We start from the raw sequence: 24,078 nt of genomic DNA, 5'->3' as shown, positions 1-24,078 counted from the left end.
CGGCGGCGCGCTGTGATGCGGCTGCTGCGGGCCGCGCCGGATCCGATGAGCATCGCCGGGATCGCCGACGCACTGGGTGTGCACCCCAACACCGTCCGCTTCCACCTCGACAGCCTGGTCGCCGACGGCCAGGTGGAACATGTCGAGCTGGATAGGAAGGGTCCTGGGCGTCCACCGCTGATGTTCCGCGCGGTCCGGCAGATGGATCGCGGCGGAACGCGGCACTATCGGCTGCTGGCCGAGATCCTGGCCATGGGTTTCGCCGCGGAGCGCGATCCCGGCCCCAAAGCCCTGGCCGCGGGCCGCGCCTGGGGGCAGAAGATGGATGCCGATTTGCACCCGGTGTCTGAGAACCCCGACGGCGCCGAAGAGGCGATCGCCCGCCTGCTCGATGTGCTCGATGAGCTCGGCTTCGCCCCCGAGCGTCGGATCAGCAACGGAGAGCACCAGGTCGGCTTGCGGCACTGCCCCTTCCTGGAGTTGGCCGAAAACTCCTCGAGTGTCGTCTGTCCGGTGCATCTGGGCCTCATGCAGGGAGCGATGGAAACCTGGGGTGCGCCGGTCTCGGTGGACCGGCTCGACCCGTTCGTCGAGCCGGACCTGTGCCTGGCTCACCTGACGCTGGCGGTCAAATGAGCACCGGCACAGCTATTGCCATTGCGCTGACCTTCGTCTGGCTCGGCATGGTGCTGGCCATCTCCTTCCTGGAAACCCCACTGAAATTCCGGGCTCCCGACGTGACGTTGCAGATCGGGCTCGGCATCGGCCGGCTGGTCTTTCGCGCGCTCAACACCGTCGAAGTGGCGTTCGCCCTCGTCATCGGCGCTATCGTGGTCGCCGGTCCGACCCGGGCCGGCATCGCGGTGGCGATCGCCGTCGCCGTGGCCGCACTGGCGATCCAGCTGGTCGCGGTGCGCCCGGCGCTGACCCGTCGCGCCGACCGGGTGCTCGCGGGGTCGGAGGGCCCGCGCTCCCGCGCCCACTACGCCTACGTCGCGCTGGAGGCGGTCAAGGTCATCGGACTCATCGCGGCGGGGATACTGCTACTGAGCGGTTAAATCCTCAAGGCCGTGCGGCCTTGCAACTTCGAAGGACCACTATGGATTCCATCTCGCTGACCGACCTCTCGTCCGAAAAGATCGCCGAGGCCAAGCAATCGCACAGCGGACGTGCCGCCCACACCATCCACGGCGGCCACACCCACGAGCTTCGCCAGACCGTGCTGGCTCTGCTGGCCGGTCACGACCTGTCCGAACACGACAGCCCCGGTGAGGCGACGCTGCAGGTGCTGCAGGGTCGCGTCCGCCTGACCACCAGCGGCGACGCCTGGGACGGCAAGGCCGGGGAGTACGTCGCGATCCCCGCCGAACGGCACGCCCTGCACGCGGTCGAGGATTCCGTGGTTTTGCTGACCGTGCTGAAGACCATCCCCTCGGCGCACTAGCCGCCGATGTTGTCGACGCCCTGGTCCAAGAGTTTCGGTCTGCGGGTCCCCGTCGTCAACGCGCCGATGGGCGGGGTCGCCGGCGGCCGGCTGGCCGCGGCCGTGACGGCGGCCGGCGGGCTCGGCATGGTCGGCATGGGCAGCGTCGCGACCAGGCAGCTGCTCGCCGAGCAGCTGCAGCACGTCGACGGGCGGTTCGGCATCGGCATGGTCGACTGGGTGATGCGCAACGAGTCCGGACTGCTCGAGGATGCGCTGGCCGCGAGGCCCGCCCTGTTGTCGGTCAGTTTCGGCACCGAGTTTTCGTGGGTCGCCAAGGCGCATGACGCCGGAATCCCCACGGTCACACAGGTTTACGACAGCGCCGGGGCCCGGCGGGCCGTCGACGCCGGCGTCGACATCCTGGTCGCGCGCGGGTCCGAGGGCGGCGGCCACGGCGAGGACAAGCTCGGGCTGCTGCCGCTGCTGGACGCCGTTTTGGATGCCGTCTCGGTGCCGGTGCTGGCCGGCGGCGGGGTCGCCTCGGCGCGCAGCCTGGCCGCGGTGCTGGCCGCCGGGGCCAGCGGGGCGTGGGTGGGCACCCGCTTGTCGGCGTGTCCGGAAGCGCTGACCGGCGACACCGGCCGTCGGGCCCTGGTCACCGCCACCGAAACCGACACCGCCGTCACCCGGGTCTTCGACGTCGCCAAGGGGCTGCCCTGGCCGGCGCGGTTCCCGTCGCGGGTGTTGGCCAACGACTTCGTCGAGCACTGGACGGGTCACGAGGAGGCACTGGATGCGGGCGCCTGCGACGAGCTGGCCGCCGCGATCGCCGCCGGGGACTGCCGAATCGCGCCCGTGGATGCCGGCCAGGGCGTCGGGATGATCCACAACGACGCATCGGTGGCCGACGTCATCGACGAGATGTGCACGGGCGCCGAGGAATTGCTGTCCCGCTGGGGAACTACCGGCGACCGGCCGTGAGCACGACGCAACACCGGTCCCGGCCGGGGCACAGGCGTGCGTCGGGACCGTACGGTGCGAGCGCATCGGCCACACCGGTGATCAGCGCGTGGTTCATGTTGCAGGCCAGCTCCGTCTGCTCTTGTGCCAGTGCGTGGAACGGGCAGTTGGCGAGCTCGACCTCGCGCTCGGAGACCCGCGGCTCGTAGCCGTATCGGCGCAGCACCCGGACCGCGCGCTGCAGCGCGGCGTCGGCGTCTTTCGGGGGGGAGGACCCCACAGTGGTACCGATCTCGTGGCCGTACTCGCGGGCGACACGATTCAGGATCTCGGCGACCGGCTCGCCCGTCCCGGCCGAGCGCGCGATGGCCGTCGCCATCAAACGCCCGGCCAACTCGTACTCCCGCTGGGGCAGGCTGACCGCGATGTCGCGGCGGGCCCGGCGATACAGCTTGGAGGTGCGTCCGGCGCCGGGGCCGGAGCGGCCGGTCACGCGAGCGTAATCGGACTCGAGCAGGCCCTCGGCGGTGAGCCGGTCCAGGTGAAACTTGGCCTGGTGGTGCGGAATTCCGACGGCCTCGCCCGCCTGGTCCCGGCTGACGGGCACCGGTTGCGCGCACACGAACTGATAGAGCTGTCGACGCACGGGATCGGCGAGTGCGCCGATGCCCGCGGCGTCCCGCAGCAAAGCCTCCTGGTCGTCCACGTCGTCCACCGCCATTTTCTAACGGACAAAATGCTTGACGCTACAGTCTACTGGATCTAACGTTCAAATTATTATCCGTTAGAAATGGAGGCAGCCATGAGCATCAAGCAAGTGAACGCGGCACCGGCCCTCGCCGACCAATTGAGGGATCCCGCGTACTCGGCGTACCTCGCGCTTCGCACGGTCTTCACGATCGCGCCGATCGTGATGGGGCTCGACAAGTTCTTCAACCTGCTCACCCATCCACACCACTGGAGCATGTACCTGGCCGGCTGGATCGATGGCCTGGTACCCGGGACGGCCGATCAGTGCATGTACCTGGTGGGCATCATCGAGATCGTCGCGGGGGTGCTGGTGGCGGTGGTCCCGCGGTTGGGCGCCTGGGTGGTCGCGGCATGGCTGATCGGCATCATCATCGACCTGGTCACCGGTCCCGGCTTCTACGACGTCGCCCTGCGCGACTTCGGATTGTTCGTCGGCGCCGTGGCGCTGGCCCGGCTGGCGCAGGGTGTGCACAGCGGCACCGTGGGAGTGGCGGCGCGCTAGCGCTCAGACCGCGCGCAGGTAGCGCCTGGCGATGAGGCGCTGACCCACCTTCACCACCGGCCCGCCGGCCTTGCTCCACCAGGTCGCGGGCCGGGAGAAGGCGGATACCTCCGCGTAGACCGCGTCGGACACCGGGTCGCGACGAACCACGAAGCGTTCCTCGCCGGACTCCGGATGGCCCGGCAGGGTGCCGTAGCCGAAGCCACGGATGTCGGGCTCGTCGACGACGTAGACGACGCGACACGGCGCCGGCAGAAAACCCATCTTCACCACGACGACCGCGTCGACGACGGCGACCTCGGAGCTGGCCTGCGCCCGCAGCCCGGATCCGCGCTGCATGCCCCAGCGCATGACGGCCGCCGCGGCTTGCTCGAAACGCTGCCGGCCCGTGCCGATTTGGCGCTCTGCGTGCTGATGGTCGTATCCGGCGGGCAGATCGCCGGAAGCCGTCGCACCCACTTCCGCGTAGGTCAGGGGGAGTTCCTCGAGCGTTCGCAGGTCCACGTCCTCAGCTTGCCACGCCGAGATGCGCCGCCGCATTCGGCGCGTACGGTCGGTAGATGTGACCGCAGAAAACTCGAAAACTGTTGCAGGGGCATCCGGGACATTCACCATCGGCGGCGACCTGACCGTCAACCGACTCGGCTTCGGCGCCATGCGCCTGACGGCGAAGGGCGTATGGGGCCCGCCCGACGACCGCGACGAATGCGTCCGGGTGCTGCGCCGGGCCGTCGAACTCGGGGTGAACTTCATCGACACCGCCGACTCCTACGGCCCCTACGTCTCCGAGGAGATCATTCGCGAGGCGCTGCACCCCTACGACGGTCTGGTGATCGCGACCAAGGCGGGCCTGCTGCGCACCGGCCCGGACGTCTGGATTCCGTTGGGCAACCCGAGCTACCTGCGCCAGGAATGCGAGATGAGCCTGCGCCGGCTGGGCGTGGACACCATCGACCTGTTCCAGCTGCACCGCATCGACAAGAACTTCCCGCTGGAAGATCAGGTGGGCGAGCTGCTCACCCTGAAAAGCGAGGGCAAGATCCGCCACATCGGCCTGTCCGAGATCGACGTCGAGCAGCTGAACGCGGCCCGGCGTATCACCGACATCGTGTCGGTGCAGAACATGTACAACCTGACGGCCCGTGGCGCCGAGCCGCTCCTGGACGCCGCGACCAAGCAGGGCATCGGGTTCATCCCGTGGTTCCCGCTGGCCGCCGGGCCGCTGGCCGCTCCCGACGGCCCGCTGCAGCGCATCGCCGCCGACCACGACGCGTCGCCCTCACAGTTGGCGCTGGCGTGGTTGCTGAAACGCTCGCCGTTGATGATGCCGATCCCGGGTACGTCCAAGGTTGCGCACCTGGAGGAGAACGTCGCTGCCGCTGCGATCGAGCTGTCCGACGACGAGTTCGAAACGTTGTCGGCCGCCGGGGCGCAGCAGCCGGCCTGACCACCGCGCGAAAGCGCGGCCGCCGGGCAATACGGTGTGGTGGTGGCCGAACACCAGCGACACCCCGGCGGCGGATTCAACCCGCCGGACCCGACGACCAAGGGCGGGCCCGACTACGGCAGGTTCATCGACGCCGTGCGCTCGTTGCAGGACCACGCCCGGGCCGCCGACGCGCCCGACGAAGTCATCAGCGAGGCCGCCGACTTGGTGGAGAAGGTGTCGGCGCTGCTGGCTCCGTTCGACGCCGACGAATGGGCGTCGCCGTCGGGCCGGCGGATGGACCTGCCGATGCGCGGCAACATCCTGACGATCCCGATGTCGGCGCGCAAGGGTGAGGACGGCCGAATCCACGGCCAGGCCCGCTTCGCCCGGTTCCACCTGGGCCGCAACGGCGCCGTGCACGGCGGCGCGCTGGGCATGCTGTTCGACTCCATCCTCGGGTTGTCCGCCTCCGTTCTCACCGGCAACCCGCGGCAGCGCACCGCATACCTCAAGATCGACTACCGCCACATCGTTCCGGTGGAAAAGGAACTGCAGTTCGACGCGGGCATCGACCGGGTGGACGGACGCAAGATCTTCGTGTCGGGCCGGTTGACCGACGGCGATCAGTTGCTGACCGAGGCCGACGCACTGTTCGTACGGCTCAAACCCGGGCAGCCGTAAGCGCGGTCTTTCAGGACGCGCCCAGACATAAACCATGCACACCGGCAGCGGCGTGTCGTGTTCGTGGTTTATGTGTCGCGATAGCGGCGGCGCCCTGCGGCCCTAATGCCTTGGGTTCTTTCGAGGTCCGCCCCGATAGCATGGCAACGATCATCGAGAACTCGACCCTTGGAGACCCAGCCAGATGAGCGTCGCCGCACAGCCCGCCCCGGCAGCCCCGATCAGGGTGCCTGCCGGGACCACCGCGGCCGCCGCGGTGGGCGAGGCCGGTCTGCCGCGCCGGGGCACGCCGGACGCGATCGTGGTGGTGCGCGACGCTGACGGCAAGCTGCGCGACCTGAGTTGGACGCCCGACGCCGACGCCGACGTCGTCCCCGTGGCCGCCAACACCGACGAGGGCCGCAGCGTGATCCGGCATTCGGCCGCACACGTGTTGGCCCAGGCCGTCCAGGAGCTGTTCCCACAAGCCAAACTGGGCATCGGCCCGCCGATCGCCGACGGCTTCTACTACGACTTCGACGTGAAGGAGCCGTTCACGCCCGAAGACCTGACGGCGCTGGAAAAGCGGATGCGCCAGATCGTCAAAGAGGGCCAGCTGTTCGAGCGGCGCGTGTACGAGTCCATAGAGCAGGCGCGCACCGAACTGGCTGGCGAGCCCTACAAGCTCGAACTCGTCGACGACAAGTCCGGCGACCCGGACATCATGGAGGTCGGCGGCGACGAGCTCACCGCTTACGACAACCTCAATCCCCGTACGCGGCAACGGGTTTGGGGTGATCTGTGCCGCGGGCCGCACATCCCGACCACCAAGCACATCCCGGCGTTCAAGCTCACCCGTAGCTCGGCGGCCTACTGGCGCGGCGACCAGAGCAACGCCAGCCTGCAACGCATCTACGGCACCGCCTGGGAGTCGCAGGAGGCGCTGGATGCCTACCTCGAGCTGATCGAGGAGGCGCAGCGCCGCGACCATCGCAGGCTGGGCAGCGAGCTCGACCTGTTCAGCTTCCCGGACGAGATCGGTTCCGGCCTGGCGGTTTTCCATCCCAAGGGCGGCATCATCCGTCGCGAGCTCGAGGAGTACTCGCGACTTCAGCACGAGCTGGCGGGCTACGAGTTCGTCAACACCCCGCACATCACCAAGGAGCAGCTCTACATCACGTCGGGGCACCTCGAGTGGTACGCCGACGGCATGTACCCGCCGATGCACCTCGACGCGGAGTTCAACGCGGACGGGACGGTGCGCAAGCCCGGGCAGGACTACTACCTCAAGCCGATGAACTGCCCGATGCACCACCTGATCTACCGGTCGCGAGGGCGCTCGTATCGCGAACTTCCGTTGCGGCTCTTCGAGTTCGGCAGCGTCTACCGCTACGAGAAGTCGGGCGTGGTGCACGGGCTGACCCGCGTGCGCGGCATGACTCAGGACGACGCCCACATCTACTGCACGCGAGAGCAGATGCGCGACGAGCTGAGTCGCGTGTTGCACTTCGTGCTCAAGTTGCTGGCCGACTACGGACTCAACGACTTCTACCTGGAGCTGTCGACCAAGGACCCGGAGAAGTACTCCGGCTCCGACGAGATGTGGGACGAGGCCACCGAGGTCCTGCGGGAGGTCGGCGAAGCGTCCGGCCTGGAATTGATGCCTGACCCGGGTGGCGCGGCGTTCTATGGCCCGAAGATCTCGGTACAGGTCAAGGACGCGCTGGGCCGCAGCTGGCAGATGTCGACTATCCAGCTCGACTTCAACATGCCGGACCGCTTCGAGCTGGAATACACCGCGTCCGACGGCTCGCGGCAGCGGCCGGTGCTGATCCACCGGGCGCTGTTCGGGTCCATCGAGCGGTTCTTCGGCATCCTCACCGAGCACTACGCCGGGGCCTTTCCGGCGTGGCTGGCGCCGGTGCAGGCGGTGGGCATTCCGGTCGCCGACGAACACGTCGGATACCTGGAAAACATTGCGGCACAGCTGAAGCCACACGGAGTTCGGGTCGAGGTCGACGCCAGCGATGACCGGATGGCCAAGAAGATCGTTCATCACACCGCCCAGCGGGTGCCGTTCATGCTGCTGGCCGGTGACCGCGATGTGCAGGCCGGCGCGGTCAGCTTCCGCTTCGGTGACCGCAGCCAGATCAACGGCGTTCCGGTCGACCGCGCGGTCGATGCGATCGTGAACTGGGTCGCCGACCGCGAAAACTCGGTTCCCACAGCCGAACTCGTGAAAGCGTCAGTGGTGAGTGACCGTGACTGACCGCGAACCGGCCGAGCAGGCTGCCGACGACACCATCCTGGACAGGGGGGTCGGCGAGCAAGACCACCTGCAGCGGTTGTGGACGCCGTACCGGATGACCTACCTGGCCGAAGCGCCGACGAAGCGCGACAACGGCAAAACCGAGCAGCCGTTCACCGACATTCCGCACCTCACCGACGAAGACGGCTTGGTGGTCGCCCGTGGCGAGCTCGTCTACGCCGTGCTCAACCTCTACCCCTACAACCCCGGACACCTGATGGTGGTCCCGTACCGGCGGGTCTCCGAGCTCGAGGACCTGACCGACCCGGAAAGCGCCGAGCTGATGTCCTTCGTCCAGAAGGCAATTCGTGTCATCAAGAACGTCTCGCGGCCGCACGGTTTCAACGTCGGCCTGAACCTGGGGACATCGGCCGGCGGGTCGCTGGCCGAACATCTGCACGTGCACGTGGTGCCGCGCTGGGGCGGCGATGCGAACTTCATCACCATCATCGGCGGGTCGAAGGTGATCCCGCAGTTGCTGCGCGAGACGCGCCAGCTGCTCGCCACGGAGTGGACGAAACAACCATGAGCAGAGTGCCGTTCCTGTCGCGGGCGGCGTTCGCGCGGCTGACCACTCCGACCGCGAGGGCGTGCCTGCGGCTGGGATTGACCCCCGACGTCGTCACGATCCTGGGCACCATCGTCGCGGTCGCCGGAGCGCTGACCCTGTTCCCGATGGGCAAGTTGTTCGCCGGCACGCTGGTGGTCTGGTTTTTCGTCCTCTTCGACATGCTCGATGGGGCGATGGCCCGGGAACGCGGCGGCGGCACCCGGTTCGGCGCCGTGCTGGACGCCACCTGTGACCGGGTCAGCGACGGCGCGGTGTTCTGCGGGCTGCTGTGGTGGATCGTCTTCGGCCTGCACGACAAGCTGCTGGCGGTCGCCACGCTGATCTGCCTGGTCACCTCGCAGGTGATCTCCTACATCAAGGCCCGCGCCGAGGCCAGCGGACTGCGCGGCGACGGCGGGCTGATCGAACGGCCGGAACGGCTGATCATCGTGCTCGTCGGCGCCGGCCTGTCAGACCTTCCGGTGTATCCGCTGCCGTGGGCGCTGCCCGTGGCGATGTGGCTGCTGGCGGTGGCCAGCCTCGTCACCTGCGCGCAGCGGTTGCGCGCGGTGCGCACCTCCCCGGGCGCGACCGATCGAATGGTGAGCGAGCCGTGATTCCCACTCCGCCGGGCATGAAAATGATTGGGGCGCAACGGCGGCTGGCCCGCCGGACACTGGGCCGCCTGACCGGCGGTGTGGGCACCGACTGGGCGTACGCGTCGGGCTGGATGGCGGTGCGGGCGATGCCGGAGTTCGCCGCGCGCAACGCCTTTGAGGCCGGGGCCCGGTACGCGGCCCGCGGCGGCGGCCCCGACCAGCTGCGCAAGAACCTGGCCCGCGTCCTGCGCGTGCCACCCGAGGACGTGCCCGACTCGCTGATGCGGGCCTCGCTGGCCTCCTATGCCCGCTACTGGCGCGAGGCGTTCCGCCTGCCGGGCATGGACCTGGGCGCGCTGGGCCGCGAGCTGCACGACTCGGTCCTGGGGCAAGATCACATCGAGGCGGCGCTGTCCAGCGGCCGCGGCGCGGTGATCGCCTTGCCGCACAGCGGCAACTGGGACATGGCCGGGGTATGGCTGGCGCAGACGCACGGCACGTTCACCACCGTCGCCGAGCGCCTCAAACCCGAATCGCTGTACCGGCGCTTCATCGCCTACCGCGAGCGCCTCGGCTTCGAGGTGCTGCCCCTGTCCGGGGGAGAACGGTCGCCGTTCGACGTGTTGTGCGATCGGCTGCGGGCCAACCGGGTGGTGTGCCTGATGGCCGAACGCGACCTCACCCGCACCGGCGTGCAGGTCGACTTCTTCGCCGAGCCCACCCGGCTGCCCGCCGGCCCGGCGAAGCTCGCCATCGCGACCGGGGCGGCCCTGCTGCCCGCGCACTGCTGGTTCGAGGGCCGGGGCTGGGGCGTGGACATCGGCCCGCCACTCGATTGCACCAGCGGCGACGTCGGCGCCATCACCCAGGCGATGGCCGATCAATTCGAGAAGAACATCGCCGCCCACCCCGAGGACTGGCACATGATGCAGCCGCAGTGGCTGTCCGACCTTCCCGATGCCAAGCAGGCCCGGCTGAAGGAAACCTGATGCGGATCGGGATGATCTGTCCCTACTCGTTCGACGTTCCGGGCGGGGTGCAGTCGCACGTCCTGCAGCTGGCCGAGGTGATGCGCGCCCGGGGTCATGACGTCAGCGTCCTCGCGCCGGCCTCGCCGCACGCCGAGCTGCCCGATTACGTCGTCTCGGCGGGCAAGGCCGTCCCGATTCCCTACAACGGTTCGGTGGCCCGGCTGCGGTTCGGGCCGGCCACCCACCGCAAGGTGAAAAAGTGGCTCGCCGAAGGCGATTTCGACGTGCTGCACCTGCACGAGCCCAACGCGCCGAGTCTGTCCATGTTGGCCCTCAACATCGCCGAGGGCCCGATCGTCGCCACGTTTCACACCTCCACCACCAAATCGCTGACGCTGACGGTGTTTCAGGGCATCCTGCGCCCGATGCACGAGAAGATCGTCGGCCGGATCGCGGTCTCCGATCTGGCCCGGCGCTGGCAGATGGAGGCGCTGGGCACCGACGCGGTGGAGATCCCCAACGGCGTCGACGTCGCATCGTTCGCCTCGGCCCCGCACCTGGACGGCTACCCGCGCCCCGGCAAGACGGTGCTGTTCCTGGGCCGCTACGACGAGCCGCGCAAGGGCATCTCGGTGCTGCTCGACGCGCTGCCGGCGCTGGTCGCGCGTTTTCCCGACGTGCAACTCCTGGTCGTCGGGCGCGGCGATGAAGACCAATTGCGCTCCCAGGCAGGGGAATTGGTGGATCACCTCCGTTTTCTCGGGCAGGTCGACGACGCCGGCAAGGCGTCGGCCATGCGCAGCGCCGACGTGTACTGCGCGCCCAACCTCGGCGGGGAGAGTTTCGGCATCGTCCTGGTCGAGGCGCTGGCCGCCGGCACCCCGGTGGTGGCGAGCGATCTGGACGCCTTCCGCCGCGTGCTGGGCAACGGTGACGTCGGATGCCTGGTACCCGTCGGCGACGGTGACGCGCTTGCCGATGCGCTGATCGCGGTGCTGGAGGATGATGTGCTGCGGGAACGTTATGTGACGGCGGGTTCGGCAGCCGTCCAGCGCTACGACTGGTCGGTGGTGGCCAGCCAGATCATGCGGGTGTACGAGACGGTCGCCGCGTCAGGCGCCAAGGTTGAGGTGGCCAGTTGATGACGTGGCTGATTGTCGCCATCGCGGTGTTCGTCGCGGTGCTGGCGGTCTTCGGGGTCTGGGCGTACCGGACGGCGAACAGGCTGGACCGCCTGCACGTCCGCTACGACCTGTCGTGGCAGGCGCTCGACGGGGCGCTGGCACGGCGCGCGGTGGTGTCGCGCGCCGTCGCCATCGACGCCTACGGCGGTGCGTCCGAAGGGCGGCGGCTGGCGGCGCTGGCCGACGCCGCGGAAGGGGCGCCCCGGCCCGCGCGGGAAAACGCCGAGAACGCGTTGTCGGCCGCGCTGGCCGTCGTCGATCCTGCGTCGCTGCCGGCCGGTCTGATCGCCGAGCTGGCCGACGCCGAGGCCCGGGTGGTGCTGGCCCGTCGTTTCCACAACGACGCGGTCCGCGACACCCTGGCCCTGGCCGAGCGGCCCCTGGTGCGGCTGTTCCACCTCGGCGGAAAGGCCGCTGTGCCCAGCTATTTCGAGATCGTCGAACGTCCGCACGCGCTGGCCCACGGCGATCACGGCGTCCTCAACCACCGCACCTCGGCGCGCATCGTGCTGCTCGACGACACCGGCGCGGTGCTGCTGCTGTGCGGGTCGGACCCCGCGCTCGCCGACCGGCATGCCCCGAAGTGGTGGTTCACCGTGGGTGGCGAGGTGCAGCAAGGGGAGCGGCTGGCCGAAGCCGCCGCGCGGGAACTGGCCGAGGAAACCGGTCTGCGGGTCGCGCCGGCGGAGATGGTCGGGCCGGTCTGGCGGCGTGACGAGGTCTTCGAGTTCAACGGCTCGCTGATCGACAGCGAGGAGTTCTACTTCGTCTACCGCACCCGGCGGTTCGAGCCGTCGCGCGCGGGCCGCACCGAGCTGGAACGCAGCTACATCCACGGCCACCGGTGGTGTGACGCTGCCGACATCGCCGCGCTGGTCGCAGCGGGGGAGACCGTGTACCCCATGCAACTGTCCGGACTGCTCACCGACGCGGCGGCGCTCGCCGGCGGCCGCACCCCCGGGCCGCTGTTGTCCATCCGCTGACTCCGCCGGTGTCAACGCGGGCCAAAACGCCTCATTAGACTGGGTCGACAACGTTTGAAGGAGATCATGCAGTGAGTACGGCCCACCCACCGAACGGGCGAACCGGAACGGCGCGCGTCAAACGCGGCATGGCCGAGATGCTCAAGGGCGGCGTCATCATGGACGTCGTCACCCCCGAGCAGGCCAAGATCGCCGAGGCCGCCGGCGCCGTCGCCGTCATGGCGCTGGAACGGGTGCCCGCCGACATCCGCGCGCAAGGTGGTGTGTCGCGGATGAGCGACCCCGACATGATCGAGGGCATCATCGCCGCCGTGACCATCCCGGTGATGGCCAAGGCCCGCATCGGCCACTTCGTCGAGGCTCAGATCCTGCAGAGCCTCGGCGTGGACTACGTCGACGAGTCTGAGGTGCTCACCCCGGCGGACTACACCCACCACATCGACAAGTGGAAGTTCACCGTGCCGTTCGTGTGCGGGGCGACCAACCTCGGTGAGGCGCTGCGCCGCATCAGCGAGGGCGCGGCGATGATCCGCTCCAAGGGCGAAGCCGGCACCGGTGACGTCTCCAACGCGACCACGCACATGCGGGCGATCGGCGGCGAGATCCGCCGCCTGACGTCGTTGTCGGAGGACGAATTGTACGTCGCCGCAAAGGAATTGCGGGCGCCCTACGACCTGGTTGTCGAGGTGGCCAGGGCGGGCAAGCTGCCGGTGACGCTGTTCACCGCGGGCGGCATCGCCACCCCGGCGGATGCGGCGATGATGATGCAGCTCGGCGCCGAGGGCGTATTCGTCGGTTCGGGGATCTTCAAGTCCGGCGATCCCGCCGCGCGCGCGGCCGCGATCGTCAAGGCGACCACCTTCTACGACGATCCCGACGTGCTCGCCAAGGTGTCGCGCGGGCTGGGCGACGCGATGGTCGGCATCAACGTCGAGCAGATCGCGGAGCCCCACCGGCTGGCCGAACGCGGCTGGTAAGAACTTCTCCGTGGCGATCGAAGAGATCCTCGATCTCGAGCAACTCGAGGTCAACATCTACCGTGGTCGGGTTTTCAGCCCGGAGTCGGGATATTTCCAGCGCACGTTCGGCGGTCACGTGGCGGGGCAGTCGCTCGTCTCGGCGGTTCGCACCGTGGACCCGCACTACCAGGTCCACTCGCTGCACGGTTACTTCCTGCGGCCCGGCGACGCCAACGAGCCCACGGTGTTCATCGTCGAGCGCACCCGCGACGGCGGGTCATTCGCTACCCGGCGCGTCAATGCCATCCAGCACGGCGAAATCATCTTTTCCATGGGGGCGTCGTTCCAGACCGACCAGGAGGGCATCCACCACCAGGACGTCATGCCCGCCGCCGCGCCGCCGGACGGCCTGCCCGGTCTGGACTCGATCAAGGTGTTCGACGACGCCGGGTTCAAACAGTTCGAGGAGTGGGACGTCTGCATCGTGCCCCGAGAGAAGCTGCACCTCTCGCCGGTCAAGGCCTCCCAACAGCAGGTGTGGTTCCGCCACCGTGATCCGCTGCCCGACGACCCGGTGCTGCACATCTGCGCGCTGGCCTACATGAGCGACCTGACGCTGCTGGGATCGGCGCAGGTCAACCACCTCGATGTGCGCGAGCACCTGCAGGTGGCGTCGCTGGACCACGCCATGTGGTTCATGCGGGCGTTCCGGGCCGACGAGTGGCTGCTCTACGACCAGAGCTCGCCGTCGGCCAGCGGCGGCCGCTCGCTGTGCCAGGGCAAGATCTTCACCCAGTCCGGTGAGATGGTTGCGGCGGTCATGCAGGAGGGGCTGACCCGCTTCAAGCGTGGGTACCAGCCGACCAACCAGTGAGCGCCCCGCGGATCGGGGTCCTGGCACTGCAGGGCGACACCCGCGAGCACCTGGCGGCCCTGCGGGAGGCGGGAGCCGAGTCGATGCCGGTGCGCCGGCGCAGCGAGCTGGAGGCGGTGGACGGGCTGGTCATCCCCGGCGGGGAATCGACCACCATGAGCCACCTGCTGCTCGATCTCGGGCTGCTCGAGCCGTTGCGGGGCTTGCTGGCCGACGGGCTGCCCGCCTACGGCGCGTGCGCCGGGATGATCCTGCTGGCCAGCGAGATCCTGGACGCCGGCGCGGGCGGGCGCGAGGCGCTGCCGCTGCGTGCAATCGATATGACGGTGCGGCGCAACGCCTTTGGACGACAGGTCGATTCTTTCGAGGGGGACATCCCGTTCGCGGGGCTGAGCGATCCGGTGCGCGCGGTATTCATCCGGGCCCCCTGGGTCGAGCGAGCCGGCGACGACGTCGAGGTGCTGGCCAGCGCGGCCGGCCACGTCGTCGCAGTGAAGCAGGGCTTGGTGCTGGCGACGGCGTTTCACCCCGAGATGACCGGCGACCGCCGCATCCACCACCTGTTCGTCGACCTGGTGACCGGTGCCGGCACGCCGAACGTCACGCAGGAGTGACGCTCGGCGGCGACTGCCGCGCTGGCGTGACGTTCGGTGCATCGACCGTCCACGTAGACTCGTCTGGCGAACTTTCCAGAGATAGAAGAGGTACGAGACACCGATGAGCGGCCATTCCAAGTGGGCGACCACCAAGCACCAGAAGGCCGTCAAAGACGCGCGCCGCGGCAAGGAATTCGCCCGGCTGATCAAGAACATTGAGGTCGCCGCCCGTACCGGCGGTGGTGACCCGGCCGGCAACCCGACGCTGTACGACGCCATTCAGAAGGCGAAGAAGACCTCGGTGCCCAACGACAACATCGAACGCGCCCGCAAGCGCGGCGCGGGCGAGGAAGCCGGCGGCGCCGACTACCAGACCATCATGTACGAGGGTTACGGCCCCAACGGCGTGGCGGTGCTGATCGAGTGCCTCACCGACAACCGCAACCGCGCGGCCGGCGAGGTTCGGGTGGCGGTGACCCGCAACGGCGGCAACATGGCCGACCCCGGATCGGTGTCCTACCTGTTCACCCGCAAGGGCGTCGTCACGCTCGAGAAGAACGGGCTCACCGAAGACGATGTGCTGACCGCCGTGCTGGACGCCGGTGCCGAGGACGTCAACGACCTCGGCGAGAGCTTCGAGGTCATCTCCGAGCCGACCGATCTCGTCGCGGTGCGCACCGCGCTGCAGGACGCCGGCATCGACTACGAATCGGCCGAGGCCAGCTTCCAGCCGTCGGTCAGCGTGCCGGTCGACGTCGAGGGCGCGCGCAAGGTGTTCAAGCTGGTAGACGCGCTGGAGGACAGCGACGACGTGCAGAACGTCTGGACCAACGTCGACCTGTCCGACGAGGTGCTCGCCGCCCTCGACGAGGACTAGTTCGGCGTTCGCCGAGCGTGCCTTAAGGGCGAGATTCAGCCCGATTTGTCGCCATCAGTGCACGCTCGGCGGGACCAAGGCCGCCAGCAATGGCTAGTCGTATCCGTGCCGCATGTCCTCGACGATGCGCGGGTTGTCCAGGGTCGACGGCTCCACCGGCCGCGGCCCGATGTCGCCGGAGAAGACGCCCGCGGCGTCGAGCACCTGCTGGTTGAGGTAGCGCAGCGGCGGCGCATTGGTGGGCACCTTCGGCACGGGTGCGGCGTCGGCGCGCTGCGCCAGGGCGAATCCCCAGTCACCGAACGTGGGCACGTGCACGTGATACGGCGTGACCGCGTAGCCGGCCGCCCGGATCGTCGATACCGTGCGCCAATACGCCGTCGGAGTGGAGAACGGGCTGCCCGCCTGCACCACCATCAGCCCACCGGGCGCGAGCGCGCGGGCGGCCAGCGCGTAGAACTCCGTGGAGTACAGCCGGCCCAGCACGGGTGTGTCGGGGTCGGGAAGGTCGACGATCACCGCGTCGAAGCGGTCCACGTGCGGCCCGCGCAACCAGTTCATCGCGTCCTCGATCAGCACGGACACCCGGGGGTTGTCCAGCGAGCCGCCATTGGCCCCGCGCAGTGTGGTGCGCGCGACGTCGATCACCGCGGGGTCGAGCTCGACCTGCACGATCTTGGAAACGCCTGGCTGGCGCAGTAATTCGCGCGCCGCCAGGCCGTCTCCGCCGCCCAGCACCAGCACCGAATGGGCGCCTTGGGAAACCCCGCCGAGGGCGGGGTAGACGAGGCTCTCGGTGTAGCGGTACTCGTCGCGGGTGGAGAACTGCAGCCCCCCATTGAGATACAGCCGGGTGTCGTTGCCGCGGCGCGTCACCACGATCTCCTGATAGGCAGTGTGCCGGTAGGCAATGATCGGGTCGGCGTAAAGCCTTTGCCTGCTTGTTGTTTCGATGTCGGCCGAACGCAGCAGCAGGGTGGCGAGCAGCCCAACGGCGGCGGCCAGCGCGCACATCGCCAGCGCCAGCTGCCGCGTCGAAACCACTTGCCGCAACAGGAAAATCGCTACGACGGCGGCGGCCGCCAGGTTGATCATGCCGGTGGCGGCCGCACCGCGGATCATCCCCAACTGCGGCAGCAACAGGAACGGCCAGACCAGCCCGCCCAGCAGCGCGCCCAGGTAGTCGGCGGCGTTGAGGTTGGCCAGCGTCCGCCCGGCATCGGCGGCACCGGCTGCCCGGCCACCTTGCAGCAGCGTCATCAGCAGCGGCACCTCGGCGCCCACCAAGCCACCGATGAGCGCCGTGCTCAACGCGAGCACCCACGTCGACCCATCCACGAACGCGAACACCACGTACAGCGCCGCCGCCGACAGGCCACCGATGATGCCCAGCAGCGCCTCGACGGCGATGAAGGTGATCGCGGCGTGCGCCAGCAGGGGTTTGACCAGCAGGGCGCCCACGCCCAGCGCGGCGATGTAGCCCGCGACGATCAGGGAGGTGGCGACGATCCCGCCGCCGTCGAGGCTGGCCGACAGCGTCAGCAGCGCGAGTTCGTACACGATGCCGCAGGCCGCGCACGCCGCCACCGCGGCCAGCAGCAGCGCCCGCCATCGACCCGACGGCCCCGCGGACGGCGCCACCTCGGGCGGCCGCACATCGACAGCGCTCATGACACCGCCGCGGCGGTCACCCCTCCCACGGCGAGCAGTATCAGCGCCACGGCGAACGATCCCGGATGCAGCTCCGGCTCGTCGATGTGCTCGTGAAAGCTGCCCGGTATCAGCAGATGCATCGCCAGCAGCGCTATCCCCAGCAGGATCACGCCCATCAGCCCGTACACCGCCACGCCCAGGAGTCCCTGGCCCAGCTGGCTATAGCTGTTGGCGATGGCGGTGATGATGACGACGGTCAGGGCGATGTACATCGCGCCCGCGACCACCACGGCGTTGGGGCGGCGGTCGATGAACACCAGCTGGCGCAACTTTCCCGGGGTCAGCAGGTCGACCGCGTAGAACCCGATGAGAAGGACGGCCATGCCGACGACGAAATACAGGATCGTCGCGACCGCGCCCTTCAGCACGGGATTGATGTCGACGGTGCCGATCTCGACGGCGAGGTACATGGTGCTCTCCTTTGCGTTCACTTGATTCCGCCGGGGCCGCCGGGGGTGCCTCCGGCGCCGCCCGAGGGGGATCCAGGGGAAAATCCGGGGCCCAGGAAGATGAAGGCGCCGTGGCTGTATCCGGCGCTCAGCGGTTCGACTCGGATGCTGCACTGATAACCGCCGTCGGGGCCGACGATCACGATGTTGTTGCTGTAGCGCAGGTATTCGGTCTTGCCGTTGTCGGCCCGCGCGTCGGGTTGGGCGTAGTCGGCCAGCGCGTCGGCGACCTGTTCGGGCGAACCGGTGCACTGGTAGCGGGTCCCGTTCGCGTCGCGGGCGTACTCGTGATAATGACCGGCCACGTACGAGCCAATGTTCCTCTGCAGCAAGATGATTCCGAAGATCAGGCACGCCACGGCGGCCGCGCCCAGCACTCCGGCGATCACGAAAAGGCGGTTGCGGCTCACGGGCGCCACCGGCTGGCCGTGTGAACCACCGTTCCGCCGCCGCCCGCGAGGCGAGCCGGGTAGAGGTGCCAGGTCTGCCAGCGCCAGCCGGTGCCGTCGGGCTCGGCGGCCAGCACGGTCAGCGCGGCGTCATCGCCGGGGAAGGTGCCGCCGAGCCAGCCGTCCAGCCGCGCGCAACGGTCGCGCAGGTCCTGCGCGAGCCGGCGAAAGCTCGCCTCGTCGTGGGTGTCCGTACGCGAGTGAAGGCGGTAACCGGGCGCGTCGGTGCGCTCGGGCAGGTCGGCCCCGAGATTGCGTGCCGTGCAGGAGATTTCCTCGGAGAACGCGTGCCCGACCGCGACGACATGTGACGCGCCGAGCACACCCAGCAAGAGCGTGGCGCCGCCGGCCGGGTGGTCCAGGCGGCAGCTGGCCAGGGGAGCGGGCACGGGCGCGTTGAGCGCGAGTCCCAGCCTTTCCCCGGATACGTCCGCCGGAGTCACGGCGAGCTGATGAAGGGGCACCGGCGTGACCTCTAGCCCTACGCCGAGCTGGGTGGGGGTGCCGAATACACGGTGATTTCGCCGGGCGATACGGACTTGCCCGTCGACACCTCCCAGGGCATGTCCGGGGCCCAGCGCTCGAACGAGAGCAGCGCCGACTCGTCGGCGTTGGCGCAGTCGACGAACTCCATGTCTCCGCCGGCCGGCAGGCCGGTGGCGCCTTCGGTCGTGTAAGAGGCGCGGCCGCGTTCGGACTCATGGAACGTGACCCCGTCGACGAGGTATTGGTCGCCGGGCCGCAGGGACACATCCTTGCGTTTGACCCACATCGCCAGTTCCAGGCGTCCCTCGTCCTCCTCGACGCTGAACCAGAGTGGTTGGTCGCCGCCCTCCAGCAGGTGCTCCCACCACACGAAGGGCCCTTCGCGGTAGGTGACCGATCCGCGCACGATGTAGTCGATGCCGCCGTAGCTGACGATGGCGCCGGGCCCGAGTTGGCGCGGCCCGAACTGCGGCATCGCGTCGGCGGAGAGCGGGTCCTGGCGGCCGCCCCGCTGGGCCGGCTGCTTGGGCCGTCGCAAAGCCACCACCAGCACCACGATGGACGCGATGAAGAGCGCCACGGCGATCATGACCAGCAGAGATCCCACGCCAATCCCTCCGTTGCCACATTGCTCGAGCGAACGTGGGCTAAAGCTAACAGCTTTTTCATGCCTCGGCGTCCCAACGTTGCCCCGGGAAGCGCCGCGTGTCCTACCCGGACCTGTCGCCGGTGGCCGTAAGGTATCGAACAGCTGTTCTACTAGATGGGAGCGGGAATGCGGGTGATGGGCGTCGATCCCGGCCTGACCCGATGCGGTCTGTCGGTCGTCGAAACCGGGCGGGGGCGCGCGGTGGTCGCGCTCGATGTCGACGTGGTGCGCACGCCCTCGGACGCGCCGCTCGCCGAGCGGCTCCTGACGATCAGCGATGCCGTCGAGCATTGGCTGGCGACCCATCAGCCGGACGTCGTGGCGGTCGAGCGGGTGTTCTCCCAACTCAACGTGTCGACCGTGATGGGCACCGCCCAGGCCGGCGGCGTCGTCGCGCTGGCCGCGGCCAAACGCGGCATCGACGTGCACTTCCACACCCCCAGCGAGGTCAAGGCCGCGGTCACCGGAAACGGCGCCGCCGATAAGGCCCAAGTCACCGCCATGGTCACCAGAATCCTTGCGCTGCAAGCCAAACCGACACCGGCGGACGCCGCGGACGCGCTGGCGCTGGCGATTTGCCATTGCTGGCGGGCGCCGATGATCGCCCGGATGGCCGCGGCGGAGGCGATGGCCGCCGAGCAGCGGCGAAAATACAAGGCCACGCTGGACGCCAAGCTGAAGGCGGCGCGATGATCGCCTCGGTGCGCGGCGAGGTCCTCGAGGTGGCGCTCGATCACGTGGTGATCGAGGCCGCCGGCGTCGGCTATCGGGTGAACGCGACGCCGTCGACGCTGTCTACGCTGCGGGCCGGGACCGAGGCGCGGCTGATCACCGCGATGATCGTCCGCGAGGACTCGATGACGCTCTACGGCTTCGCCGACGCCGACGCCCGCGACCTGTTCCTGACGCTGCTGTCGGTGTCGGGGGTCGGGCCGCGGCTGGCGATGGCGACCCTGGCCGTACACGACGCCGGGGCGCTGCGACAGGCGCTGCACGACGGCGACGTCACCGCGCTGACCCGGGTGCCCGGGATAGGCAAGCGCAGCGCCGAACGGATGGTCCTGGAATTGCGCGACAAGGTCGGCGCCGGCTTCGCGGCCGGCGGGGTGTCCCCGGCGGCGGGCCTCAACGGCCACGCGATCCGCGGGCCGGTGGTGGAGGCCCTGGTCGGGCTCGGCTTCGCCGTCAAGCAGGCCGAGGAAGCCACCGACAAGGTGCTGGCCGCCGACCACGGTGCCACCACGACGGCCGCCCTGCGCGCCGCCCTGTCGATGCTGGGCAAGTCCCGATGACCGACGACTACGAGGAACGAGAGGTCTCCCCGGCGCTGACCGTGGGCGAGGGCGACATCGACGTCAGCCTGCGTCCGCGCTCGCTGCGCGAGTTCATCGGCCAGCCGCGGGTGCGCGAGCAGCTGCAGCTCGTCCTCGAAGGCGCAAAAAACCGCGGCGGCACACCCGACCACATCCTGTTGTCCGGTCCGCCGGGGCTGGGCAAGACGTCACTGGCGATGATCATCGCGGCCGAGCTCGGGTCCTCGCTGCGGATGACGTCGGGGCCCGCGCTGGAACGCGCTGGTGACCTGGCGGCGATGCTGTCCAACCTGGTCGAGCACGACGTGCTGTTCATCGACGAGATCCACCGCATCGCCCGGCCCGCCGAGGAGATGCTCTACCTGGCCATGGAGGACTTCCGGGTCGATGTGGTGGTCGGCAAGGGTCCCGGGGCGACGTCGATTCCGCTGGAGCTGGCGCCGTTCACCCTGGTCGGCGCGACCACCCGGTCGGGCGCGCTGACCGGCCCGCTGCGGGATCGGTTCGGTTTCACCGCGCATATGGACTTCTACGAGCCCTCCGAGCTGGAGCGGGTGCTGGCCCGCTCCGCCGGGATCCTGGGCATCGAACTCGGCGGCGACGCGGCCGAGGAGATCGCCCGGCGCTCGCGGGGGACACCGCGGATCGCCAACCGGTTGTTGCGCCGGGTCCGCGACTTCGCCGAGGTGCGCGCCGACGGCGTGATCACCCGCGACGTCGCCAAGGCCGCGCTGGCGGTCTACGACGTCGACGAGCTGGGCCTGGACCGGCTGGACCGGGCCGTGCTTTCGGCGCTGACCCGCAGCTTCGGCGGCGGACCGGTCGGGGTGTCGACCTTGGCGGTGGCGGTGGGAGAGGAGGCCGCCACCGTGGAGGAGGTGTGCGAGCCGTTCCTGGTGCGTGCCGGCATGGTCGCGCGGACGCCGCGAGGCCGGGTGGCGACCGCCCTGGCCTGGACGCACCTCGGCATGACCCCTCCGGCCGGCGTCACCGGCTTCGGACAGGCCGGTTTGTTCGATTAGCGGGCCGCCCAATCGCGGCCAAATCGTGACCTTTGCGCCCAAGCCTGTCCCGGTGCCCGGCCGATGGTGCCTCCGGCCTGCTCAGACCCGCCCGCATCGTCGATCGCGCGGCCTCGGCCACGCCGGGCGAGCCTCGCCCCAGCGGCCTCAGCAAACACATGGGTACCGCGTGAGCGGTTACACCCCAGGACCCTCGGGTAACCAGCCTCACAGCAGTCATACCTGTCTGAAGGAGGTTCCGATGAGGACCAGAAGCCACGACTACGACCGCCCTCGCGCGTTGTACATGCCACGGACCCGCGGCGCGCTAACCGGGTTACTTCTCATTCTTCTGGGTGCGTGGGGCGCATTGGTGCCCTTCTTCGGGCCCAACATCGACTGGGCGTACATGGCGGATCCGGCATGGACGTGGACCACGGCCAAAGGCTGGCTGGAGGTGCTCCCCGGGGCAGCGGCCGCGCTCGGCGGTTTGCTGGTGCTCATGTCCGGGAACCGGGCCAGCGCGGTCTTCGGCGGCTGGCTCGCGGTCGCGGGCGGCGCCTGGTTCGTCGTCGGCCGCGCGTTCGCGTCGACGCTCGGAATCGGTGACCTCGGTCAACCGATGGCCTCGACGGACCTCAAGCGGGCACTGCTCGAGGTCACCTACTTCTCCGGCCTGGGCGCCCTGATCGTGTTCCTGGGCGGGGCCGCGGTTGCGCGGCTGGCCGTTCGCCACGCACGAGACGTCGTCGTTGCAGAGCCGGCGCCGGTGGCAGGCCAAACCGTGCCGGCCGCTGAACCGGCGATGTACGACGAGGGTCGCGTGCCGGCGGGAGCACCTTCGGACGCCATGGCCGGTGAGCCGGCGCCCCGCGGGCGCACCGGTGGTGGCCTGTTACGTCGGCGGTCCGGCGAGGGCGGCCTGTTCCGCCGGCGCACCGAAGGTGGCGGCTTATTCCACCGGCACCACCACGCGGGCGCCTAGTCGGAGGTAGGGCGGAAGGCACCGGTAGCGCCGGCTACCGGTGCCTGTTCGCGCGTCAGCCTGGTCCCGGTGAGCGCCGGTCGGTAAAGTTCACCGGCGCCCCGCCGTGCGGAACCGGACCGCGTAGCGGGCCCGAATCGGCGAGGAGGAGCGATGATCGCCACCGCCCTGGTGTTCGCCGCACTAGCGGCGTTGCTGCACGTCTACATCTTTGTAATGGAATCGTTGACCTGGACCTCGCCGCGCACCCGCGCGACCTTCGGAACCACCGAAGCCGAAGCCGAAACCACCAAGCTGCTCGCCTTCAACCAAGGGTTCTACAACCTTTTCCTGGCCGTCGTCACCGGTGTGGGCATCATCGCAGTTGCCCTGGGCCACACAGGTATTGGAGCGTCGCTCGTCTTCGCCGGGGTCGGATCGATGGCCGCCGCCGCGCTGGTTCTGATTGCGTCCGACCGCGACAAGGCGCGCGCCGCCGCGACGCAGGGCACGCTCCCGGCGATCGCAATCGTGCTCCTGCTGCTCGGCCTGCAGTAGTAACACCGGTCTCATCAGCCTCATTGGTCACGGCGAGCGGTCGCTTTCGGCCGCCCCATGGGTTAGTAGTGGAAGGCGCTGGGTAACCACCCCAGGCCGGAAAACGACCCGGTATTCAACGAGGGGATGTCATGAAATACGCAGAAGACGGCCACACCCGCGGGCTGGGTATCCCGCGCTCGCGCGGCGCGGTCAGCGGATTGCTCCTGGTCATCTTGGGAGCGTGGGGGGCGTTAATACCGTTTGTTGGTCCGCACTTCAACTTCGCCTACACACCGGACCGGGACTGGGCATGGAGCACGGCCCGGGGCTGGCTCGAGGTCGCCCCAGGCGCGGCGGCCGTACTGGGCGGCCTGCTGCTGATCGTCGCCGGGAACCGTGTCGCCGCCATGCTGGGCGGTTGGCTGGCCGTGCTGGCCGGCGCCTGGTTCGTCGTGGGCGGCCAGGTCGCCCCTCTGTTGGGAATCGGCTCCGCCGGTGACCCGATTGCCGCGACCGATCGCAAGCGCGCGGTGCTCGAGGTCACGTACTTCTCGGGCCTGGGCGTGCTGATCGTGTTCCTGGGCGGGGTCGCGCTCGCCCGCACCGCCGCGCGCCTGGCGCGCGACGTCCATCCGGTGGCCGCCGAACGCGCCGCGACGCCGGCCGTCGAGCCCTACCGGGATTCGACTTACGACGAGCCCGCCGAGGTCTCCTCGGGAGCGCTGACCAAGCCGCGGTCCGCGGCCGACGCCGAACCCAAGCGGGGATGGCGCCGTAACCGCTCCGGTACGGGGTCCGGTACCAACGCCGCGTATCTGCGCTGGCCGCACCCGCAGCAGTAGCCTTGCACAACAAGTAAGCCGCCCAGCCCCGAAAAGGCTGGGCG

At 69.3% G+C, this 24,078-nt stretch carries 30 protein-coding genes; 23 read left to right on the top strand and 7 right to left on the bottom strand.

The genetic code is table 11. The features are described 5' to 3' along the window. Positions 1-15: 15 nt before the first annotated feature. From AC5Y7E_RS11465 to AC5Y7E_RS11450, 4 genes are read left to right on the top strand one after another with little or no spacing between them, the layout of a single operon-like run. Entirely contained in the window at positions 16-636 is a 621-nt protein-coding gene (locus AC5Y7E_RS11465; RefSeq protein ID WP_499919832.1) for a helix-turn-helix transcriptional regulator, read from the top strand. Beyond that, positions 633-1,058, top strand: coding sequence for a hypothetical protein (locus AC5Y7E_RS11460; protein ID WP_499919555.1), 426 nt, complete (start codon positions 633-635; stop codon positions 1,056-1,058). The genes AC5Y7E_RS11465 and AC5Y7E_RS11460 overlap by 4 nt, the downstream gene beginning before the upstream one ends. Positions 1,059-1,099: 41 nt before the next feature. After that, entirely contained in the window at positions 1,100-1,444 is a 345-nt protein-coding gene (locus tag AC5Y7E_RS11455; protein ID WP_499919556.1) for a cupin domain-containing protein, read from the top strand. Between the two features lie 6 nt (positions 1,445-1,450). Next, entirely contained in the window at positions 1,451-2,407 is a 957-nt protein-coding gene (locus AC5Y7E_RS11450; RefSeq protein WP_499919557.1) for an NAD(P)H-dependent flavin oxidoreductase, read from the top strand. On the opposite strand, the gene AC5Y7E_RS11445 is transcribed toward AC5Y7E_RS11450, so the two are convergent. After that, positions 2,388-3,092: a helix-turn-helix transcriptional regulator gene (locus tag AC5Y7E_RS11445; RefSeq protein ID WP_499919833.1), complete on the bottom strand. Its 705-nt coding sequence runs from the start codon at positions 3,090-3,092 to the stop codon at positions 2,388-2,390. The two genes, AC5Y7E_RS11450 and AC5Y7E_RS11445, sit on opposite strands and share 20 nt — an antisense overlap. 96 nt (positions 3,093-3,188) lie before the next feature. On the opposite strand from AC5Y7E_RS11445, the gene AC5Y7E_RS11440 reads away from it, so the two are divergent. After that, complete coding sequence (locus tag AC5Y7E_RS11440) at positions 3,189-3,638, top strand: Rv2617c family stress response/phage resistance protein (RefSeq protein ID WP_499919558.1); 450 nt, start codon at positions 3,189-3,191, stop codon at positions 3,636-3,638. A 3-nt stretch (positions 3,639-3,641) separates the two neighbouring features. Here AC5Y7E_RS11440 and AC5Y7E_RS11435 read toward each other — a convergent pair whose 3' ends face one another. After that, positions 3,642-4,142, bottom strand: a complete 501-nt coding sequence (locus tag AC5Y7E_RS11435) for a DUF1990 domain-containing protein (RefSeq protein ID WP_499948994.1) — start codon at positions 4,140-4,142, stop codon at positions 3,642-3,644. Between the two features lie 22 nt (positions 4,143-4,164). Here AC5Y7E_RS11435 and AC5Y7E_RS11430 point away from each other — a divergent pair, with 22 nt between their 5' ends. The 12 genes from AC5Y7E_RS11430 (at position 4,165) to AC5Y7E_RS11375 (ending at position 15,628) form a co-directional block, all read left to right on the top strand. Next, the gene (locus AC5Y7E_RS11430) at positions 4,165-5,085 is read left to right on the top strand and encodes an aldo/keto reductase (RefSeq protein ID WP_499919560.1); all 921 of its coding nucleotides are present in this window, start codon (positions 4,165-4,167) and stop codon (positions 5,083-5,085) included. Positions 5,086-5,121: 36 nt separating this feature from the next. Further along, positions 5,122-5,748, top strand: a complete 627-nt coding sequence (locus AC5Y7E_RS11425; protein ID WP_499919561.1) for a PaaI family thioesterase — start codon at positions 5,122-5,124, stop codon at positions 5,746-5,748. A 184-nt stretch (positions 5,749-5,932) separates the two neighbouring features. Then, positions 5,933-7,996 carry a threonine--tRNA ligase gene (gene thrS / locus AC5Y7E_RS11420; protein WP_499919562.1) on the top strand — a complete coding sequence of 688 codons (2,064 nt, stop codon included), beginning with the start codon at positions 5,933-5,935 and terminating at the stop codon, positions 7,994-7,996. Further along, complete coding sequence (locus AC5Y7E_RS11415) at positions 7,989-8,564, top strand: ATP adenylyltransferase (RefSeq protein WP_499919563.1); 576 nt, start codon at positions 7,989-7,991, stop codon at positions 8,562-8,564. The genes thrS and AC5Y7E_RS11415 overlap by 8 nt, the downstream gene beginning before the upstream one ends. Beyond that, positions 8,561-9,202, top strand: a complete 642-nt coding sequence (gene pgsA / locus AC5Y7E_RS11410) for a phosphatidylinositol phosphate synthase (RefSeq protein ID WP_499919564.1) — start codon at positions 8,561-8,563, stop codon at positions 9,200-9,202. The genes AC5Y7E_RS11415 and pgsA overlap by 4 nt, the downstream gene beginning before the upstream one ends. After that, a complete protein-coding gene (locus AC5Y7E_RS11405) occupies positions 9,199-10,173 on the top strand; it encodes a phosphatidylinositol mannoside acyltransferase (protein ID WP_499919565.1) in 975 nt (324 codons plus the stop codon). Before pgsA ends, AC5Y7E_RS11405 begins: the two co-directional genes overlap by 4 nt. After that, positions 10,173-11,297: a glycosyltransferase family 4 protein gene (locus tag AC5Y7E_RS11400; RefSeq protein ID WP_499919566.1), complete on the top strand. Its 1,125-nt coding sequence runs from the start codon at positions 10,173-10,175 to the stop codon at positions 11,295-11,297. The genes AC5Y7E_RS11405 and AC5Y7E_RS11400 overlap by 1 nt, the downstream gene beginning before the upstream one ends. Then, positions 11,297-12,322 (top strand): NUDIX hydrolase, encoded by a 1,026-nt coding sequence (locus AC5Y7E_RS11395; protein WP_499919567.1) that lies wholly within the window; start codon positions 11,297-11,299, stop codon positions 12,320-12,322. The genes AC5Y7E_RS11400 and AC5Y7E_RS11395 overlap by 1 nt, the downstream gene beginning before the upstream one ends. A 71-nt stretch (positions 12,323-12,393) precedes the next feature. Continuing rightward, positions 12,394-13,299, top strand: a complete 906-nt coding sequence (gene pdxS / locus AC5Y7E_RS11390; protein ID WP_499919568.1) for a pyridoxal 5'-phosphate synthase lyase subunit PdxS — start codon at positions 12,394-12,396, stop codon at positions 13,297-13,299. 10 nt (positions 13,300-13,309) lie between these two features. Then, complete coding sequence (gene tesB / locus AC5Y7E_RS11385; RefSeq protein ID WP_499919569.1) at positions 13,310-14,155, top strand: acyl-CoA thioesterase II; 846 nt, start codon at positions 13,310-13,312, stop codon at positions 14,153-14,155. Then, positions 14,152-14,769, top strand: coding sequence for a pyridoxal 5'-phosphate synthase glutaminase subunit PdxT (gene pdxT / locus AC5Y7E_RS11380; RefSeq protein WP_499919570.1), 618 nt, complete (start codon positions 14,152-14,154; stop codon positions 14,767-14,769). Before tesB ends, pdxT begins: the two co-directional genes overlap by 4 nt. A 103-nt stretch (positions 14,770-14,872) precedes the next feature. Next, positions 14,873-15,628 (top strand): YebC/PmpR family DNA-binding transcriptional regulator, encoded by a 756-nt coding sequence (locus AC5Y7E_RS11375; RefSeq protein WP_463833598.1) that lies wholly within the window; start codon positions 14,873-14,875, stop codon positions 15,626-15,628. Between the two features lie 93 nt (positions 15,629-15,721). Here AC5Y7E_RS11375 and AC5Y7E_RS11370 read toward each other — a convergent pair whose 3' ends face one another. Genes AC5Y7E_RS11370 through AC5Y7E_RS11350 form a run of 5 tightly spaced genes read right to left on the bottom strand, consistent with a single transcriptional unit; the run spans position 15,722 to position 19,332 of the window. After that, positions 15,722-17,299 (bottom strand): polyamine aminopropyltransferase, encoded by a 1,578-nt coding sequence (locus AC5Y7E_RS11370; RefSeq protein ID WP_499948993.1) that lies wholly within the window; start codon positions 17,297-17,299, stop codon positions 15,722-15,724. Continuing rightward, positions 17,296-17,751 (bottom strand): DUF350 domain-containing protein, encoded by a 456-nt coding sequence (locus tag AC5Y7E_RS11365; RefSeq protein ID WP_499919572.1) that lies wholly within the window; start codon positions 17,749-17,751, stop codon positions 17,296-17,298. Before AC5Y7E_RS11365 ends, AC5Y7E_RS11370 begins: the two co-directional genes overlap by 4 nt. A gap of 17 nt (positions 17,752-17,768) precedes the next feature. Then, positions 17,769-18,200, bottom strand: a complete 432-nt coding sequence (locus tag AC5Y7E_RS11360; protein ID WP_499948991.1) for a DUF4247 domain-containing protein — start codon at positions 18,198-18,200, stop codon at positions 17,769-17,771. Further along, the gene (locus AC5Y7E_RS11355) at positions 18,197-18,703 is read right to left on the bottom strand and encodes a DUF2617 family protein (protein WP_499948989.1); all 507 of its coding nucleotides are present in this window, start codon (positions 18,701-18,703) and stop codon (positions 18,197-18,199) included. The genes AC5Y7E_RS11360 and AC5Y7E_RS11355 overlap by 4 nt, the downstream gene beginning before the upstream one ends. Before the next feature lie 17 nt (positions 18,704-18,720). Continuing rightward, complete coding sequence (locus tag AC5Y7E_RS11350) at positions 18,721-19,332, bottom strand: DUF4178 domain-containing protein (protein ID WP_499948988.1); 612 nt, start codon at positions 19,330-19,332, stop codon at positions 18,721-18,723. 168 nt (positions 19,333-19,500) lie between these two features. Here AC5Y7E_RS11350 and ruvC point away from each other — a divergent pair, with 168 nt between their 5' ends. The 6 genes from ruvC to AC5Y7E_RS11320 all read left to right on the top strand — a co-directional run bounded on the left by ruvC (position 19,501) and on the right by AC5Y7E_RS11320 (position 24,034). Then, on the top strand, positions 19,501-20,067 hold the full coding sequence (ruvC, locus tag AC5Y7E_RS11345; protein WP_499948987.1) for a crossover junction endodeoxyribonuclease RuvC: 567 nt from the start codon (positions 19,501-19,503) through the stop codon (positions 20,065-20,067). Next, positions 20,064-20,666: a Holliday junction branch migration protein RuvA gene (ruvA, locus tag AC5Y7E_RS11340; RefSeq protein WP_499948985.1), complete on the top strand. Its 603-nt coding sequence runs from the start codon at positions 20,064-20,066 to the stop codon at positions 20,664-20,666. Before ruvC ends, ruvA begins: the two co-directional genes overlap by 4 nt. Next, positions 20,663-21,709, top strand: coding sequence for a Holliday junction branch migration DNA helicase RuvB (ruvB, locus tag AC5Y7E_RS11335; RefSeq protein WP_499948984.1), 1,047 nt, complete (start codon positions 20,663-20,665; stop codon positions 21,707-21,709). Before ruvA ends, ruvB begins: the two co-directional genes overlap by 4 nt. A gap of 241 nt (positions 21,710-21,950) precedes the next feature. Then, positions 21,951-22,673 carry a hypothetical protein gene (locus AC5Y7E_RS11330; protein ID WP_499919579.1) on the top strand — a complete coding sequence of 241 codons (723 nt, stop codon included), beginning with the start codon at positions 21,951-21,953 and terminating at the stop codon, positions 22,671-22,673. Between the two features lie 153 nt (positions 22,674-22,826). After that, the gene (locus tag AC5Y7E_RS11325) at positions 22,827-23,210 is read left to right on the top strand and encodes a DUF1304 domain-containing protein (RefSeq protein WP_499919580.1); all 384 of its coding nucleotides are present in this window, start codon (positions 22,827-22,829) and stop codon (positions 23,208-23,210) included. A gap of 131 nt (positions 23,211-23,341) precedes the next feature. Continuing rightward, positions 23,342-24,034, top strand: a complete 693-nt coding sequence (locus AC5Y7E_RS11320) for a hypothetical protein (RefSeq protein WP_499919582.1) — start codon at positions 23,342-23,344, stop codon at positions 24,032-24,034. Positions 24,035-24,078: the final 44 nt, after the last annotated feature.

The organism is Mycobacterium sp. NGS17, assembly GCF_059813205.1.
Note: the sequence above shows the minus strand (reverse complement) of the source record. Positions and strands in the feature narration are given on the sequence as shown.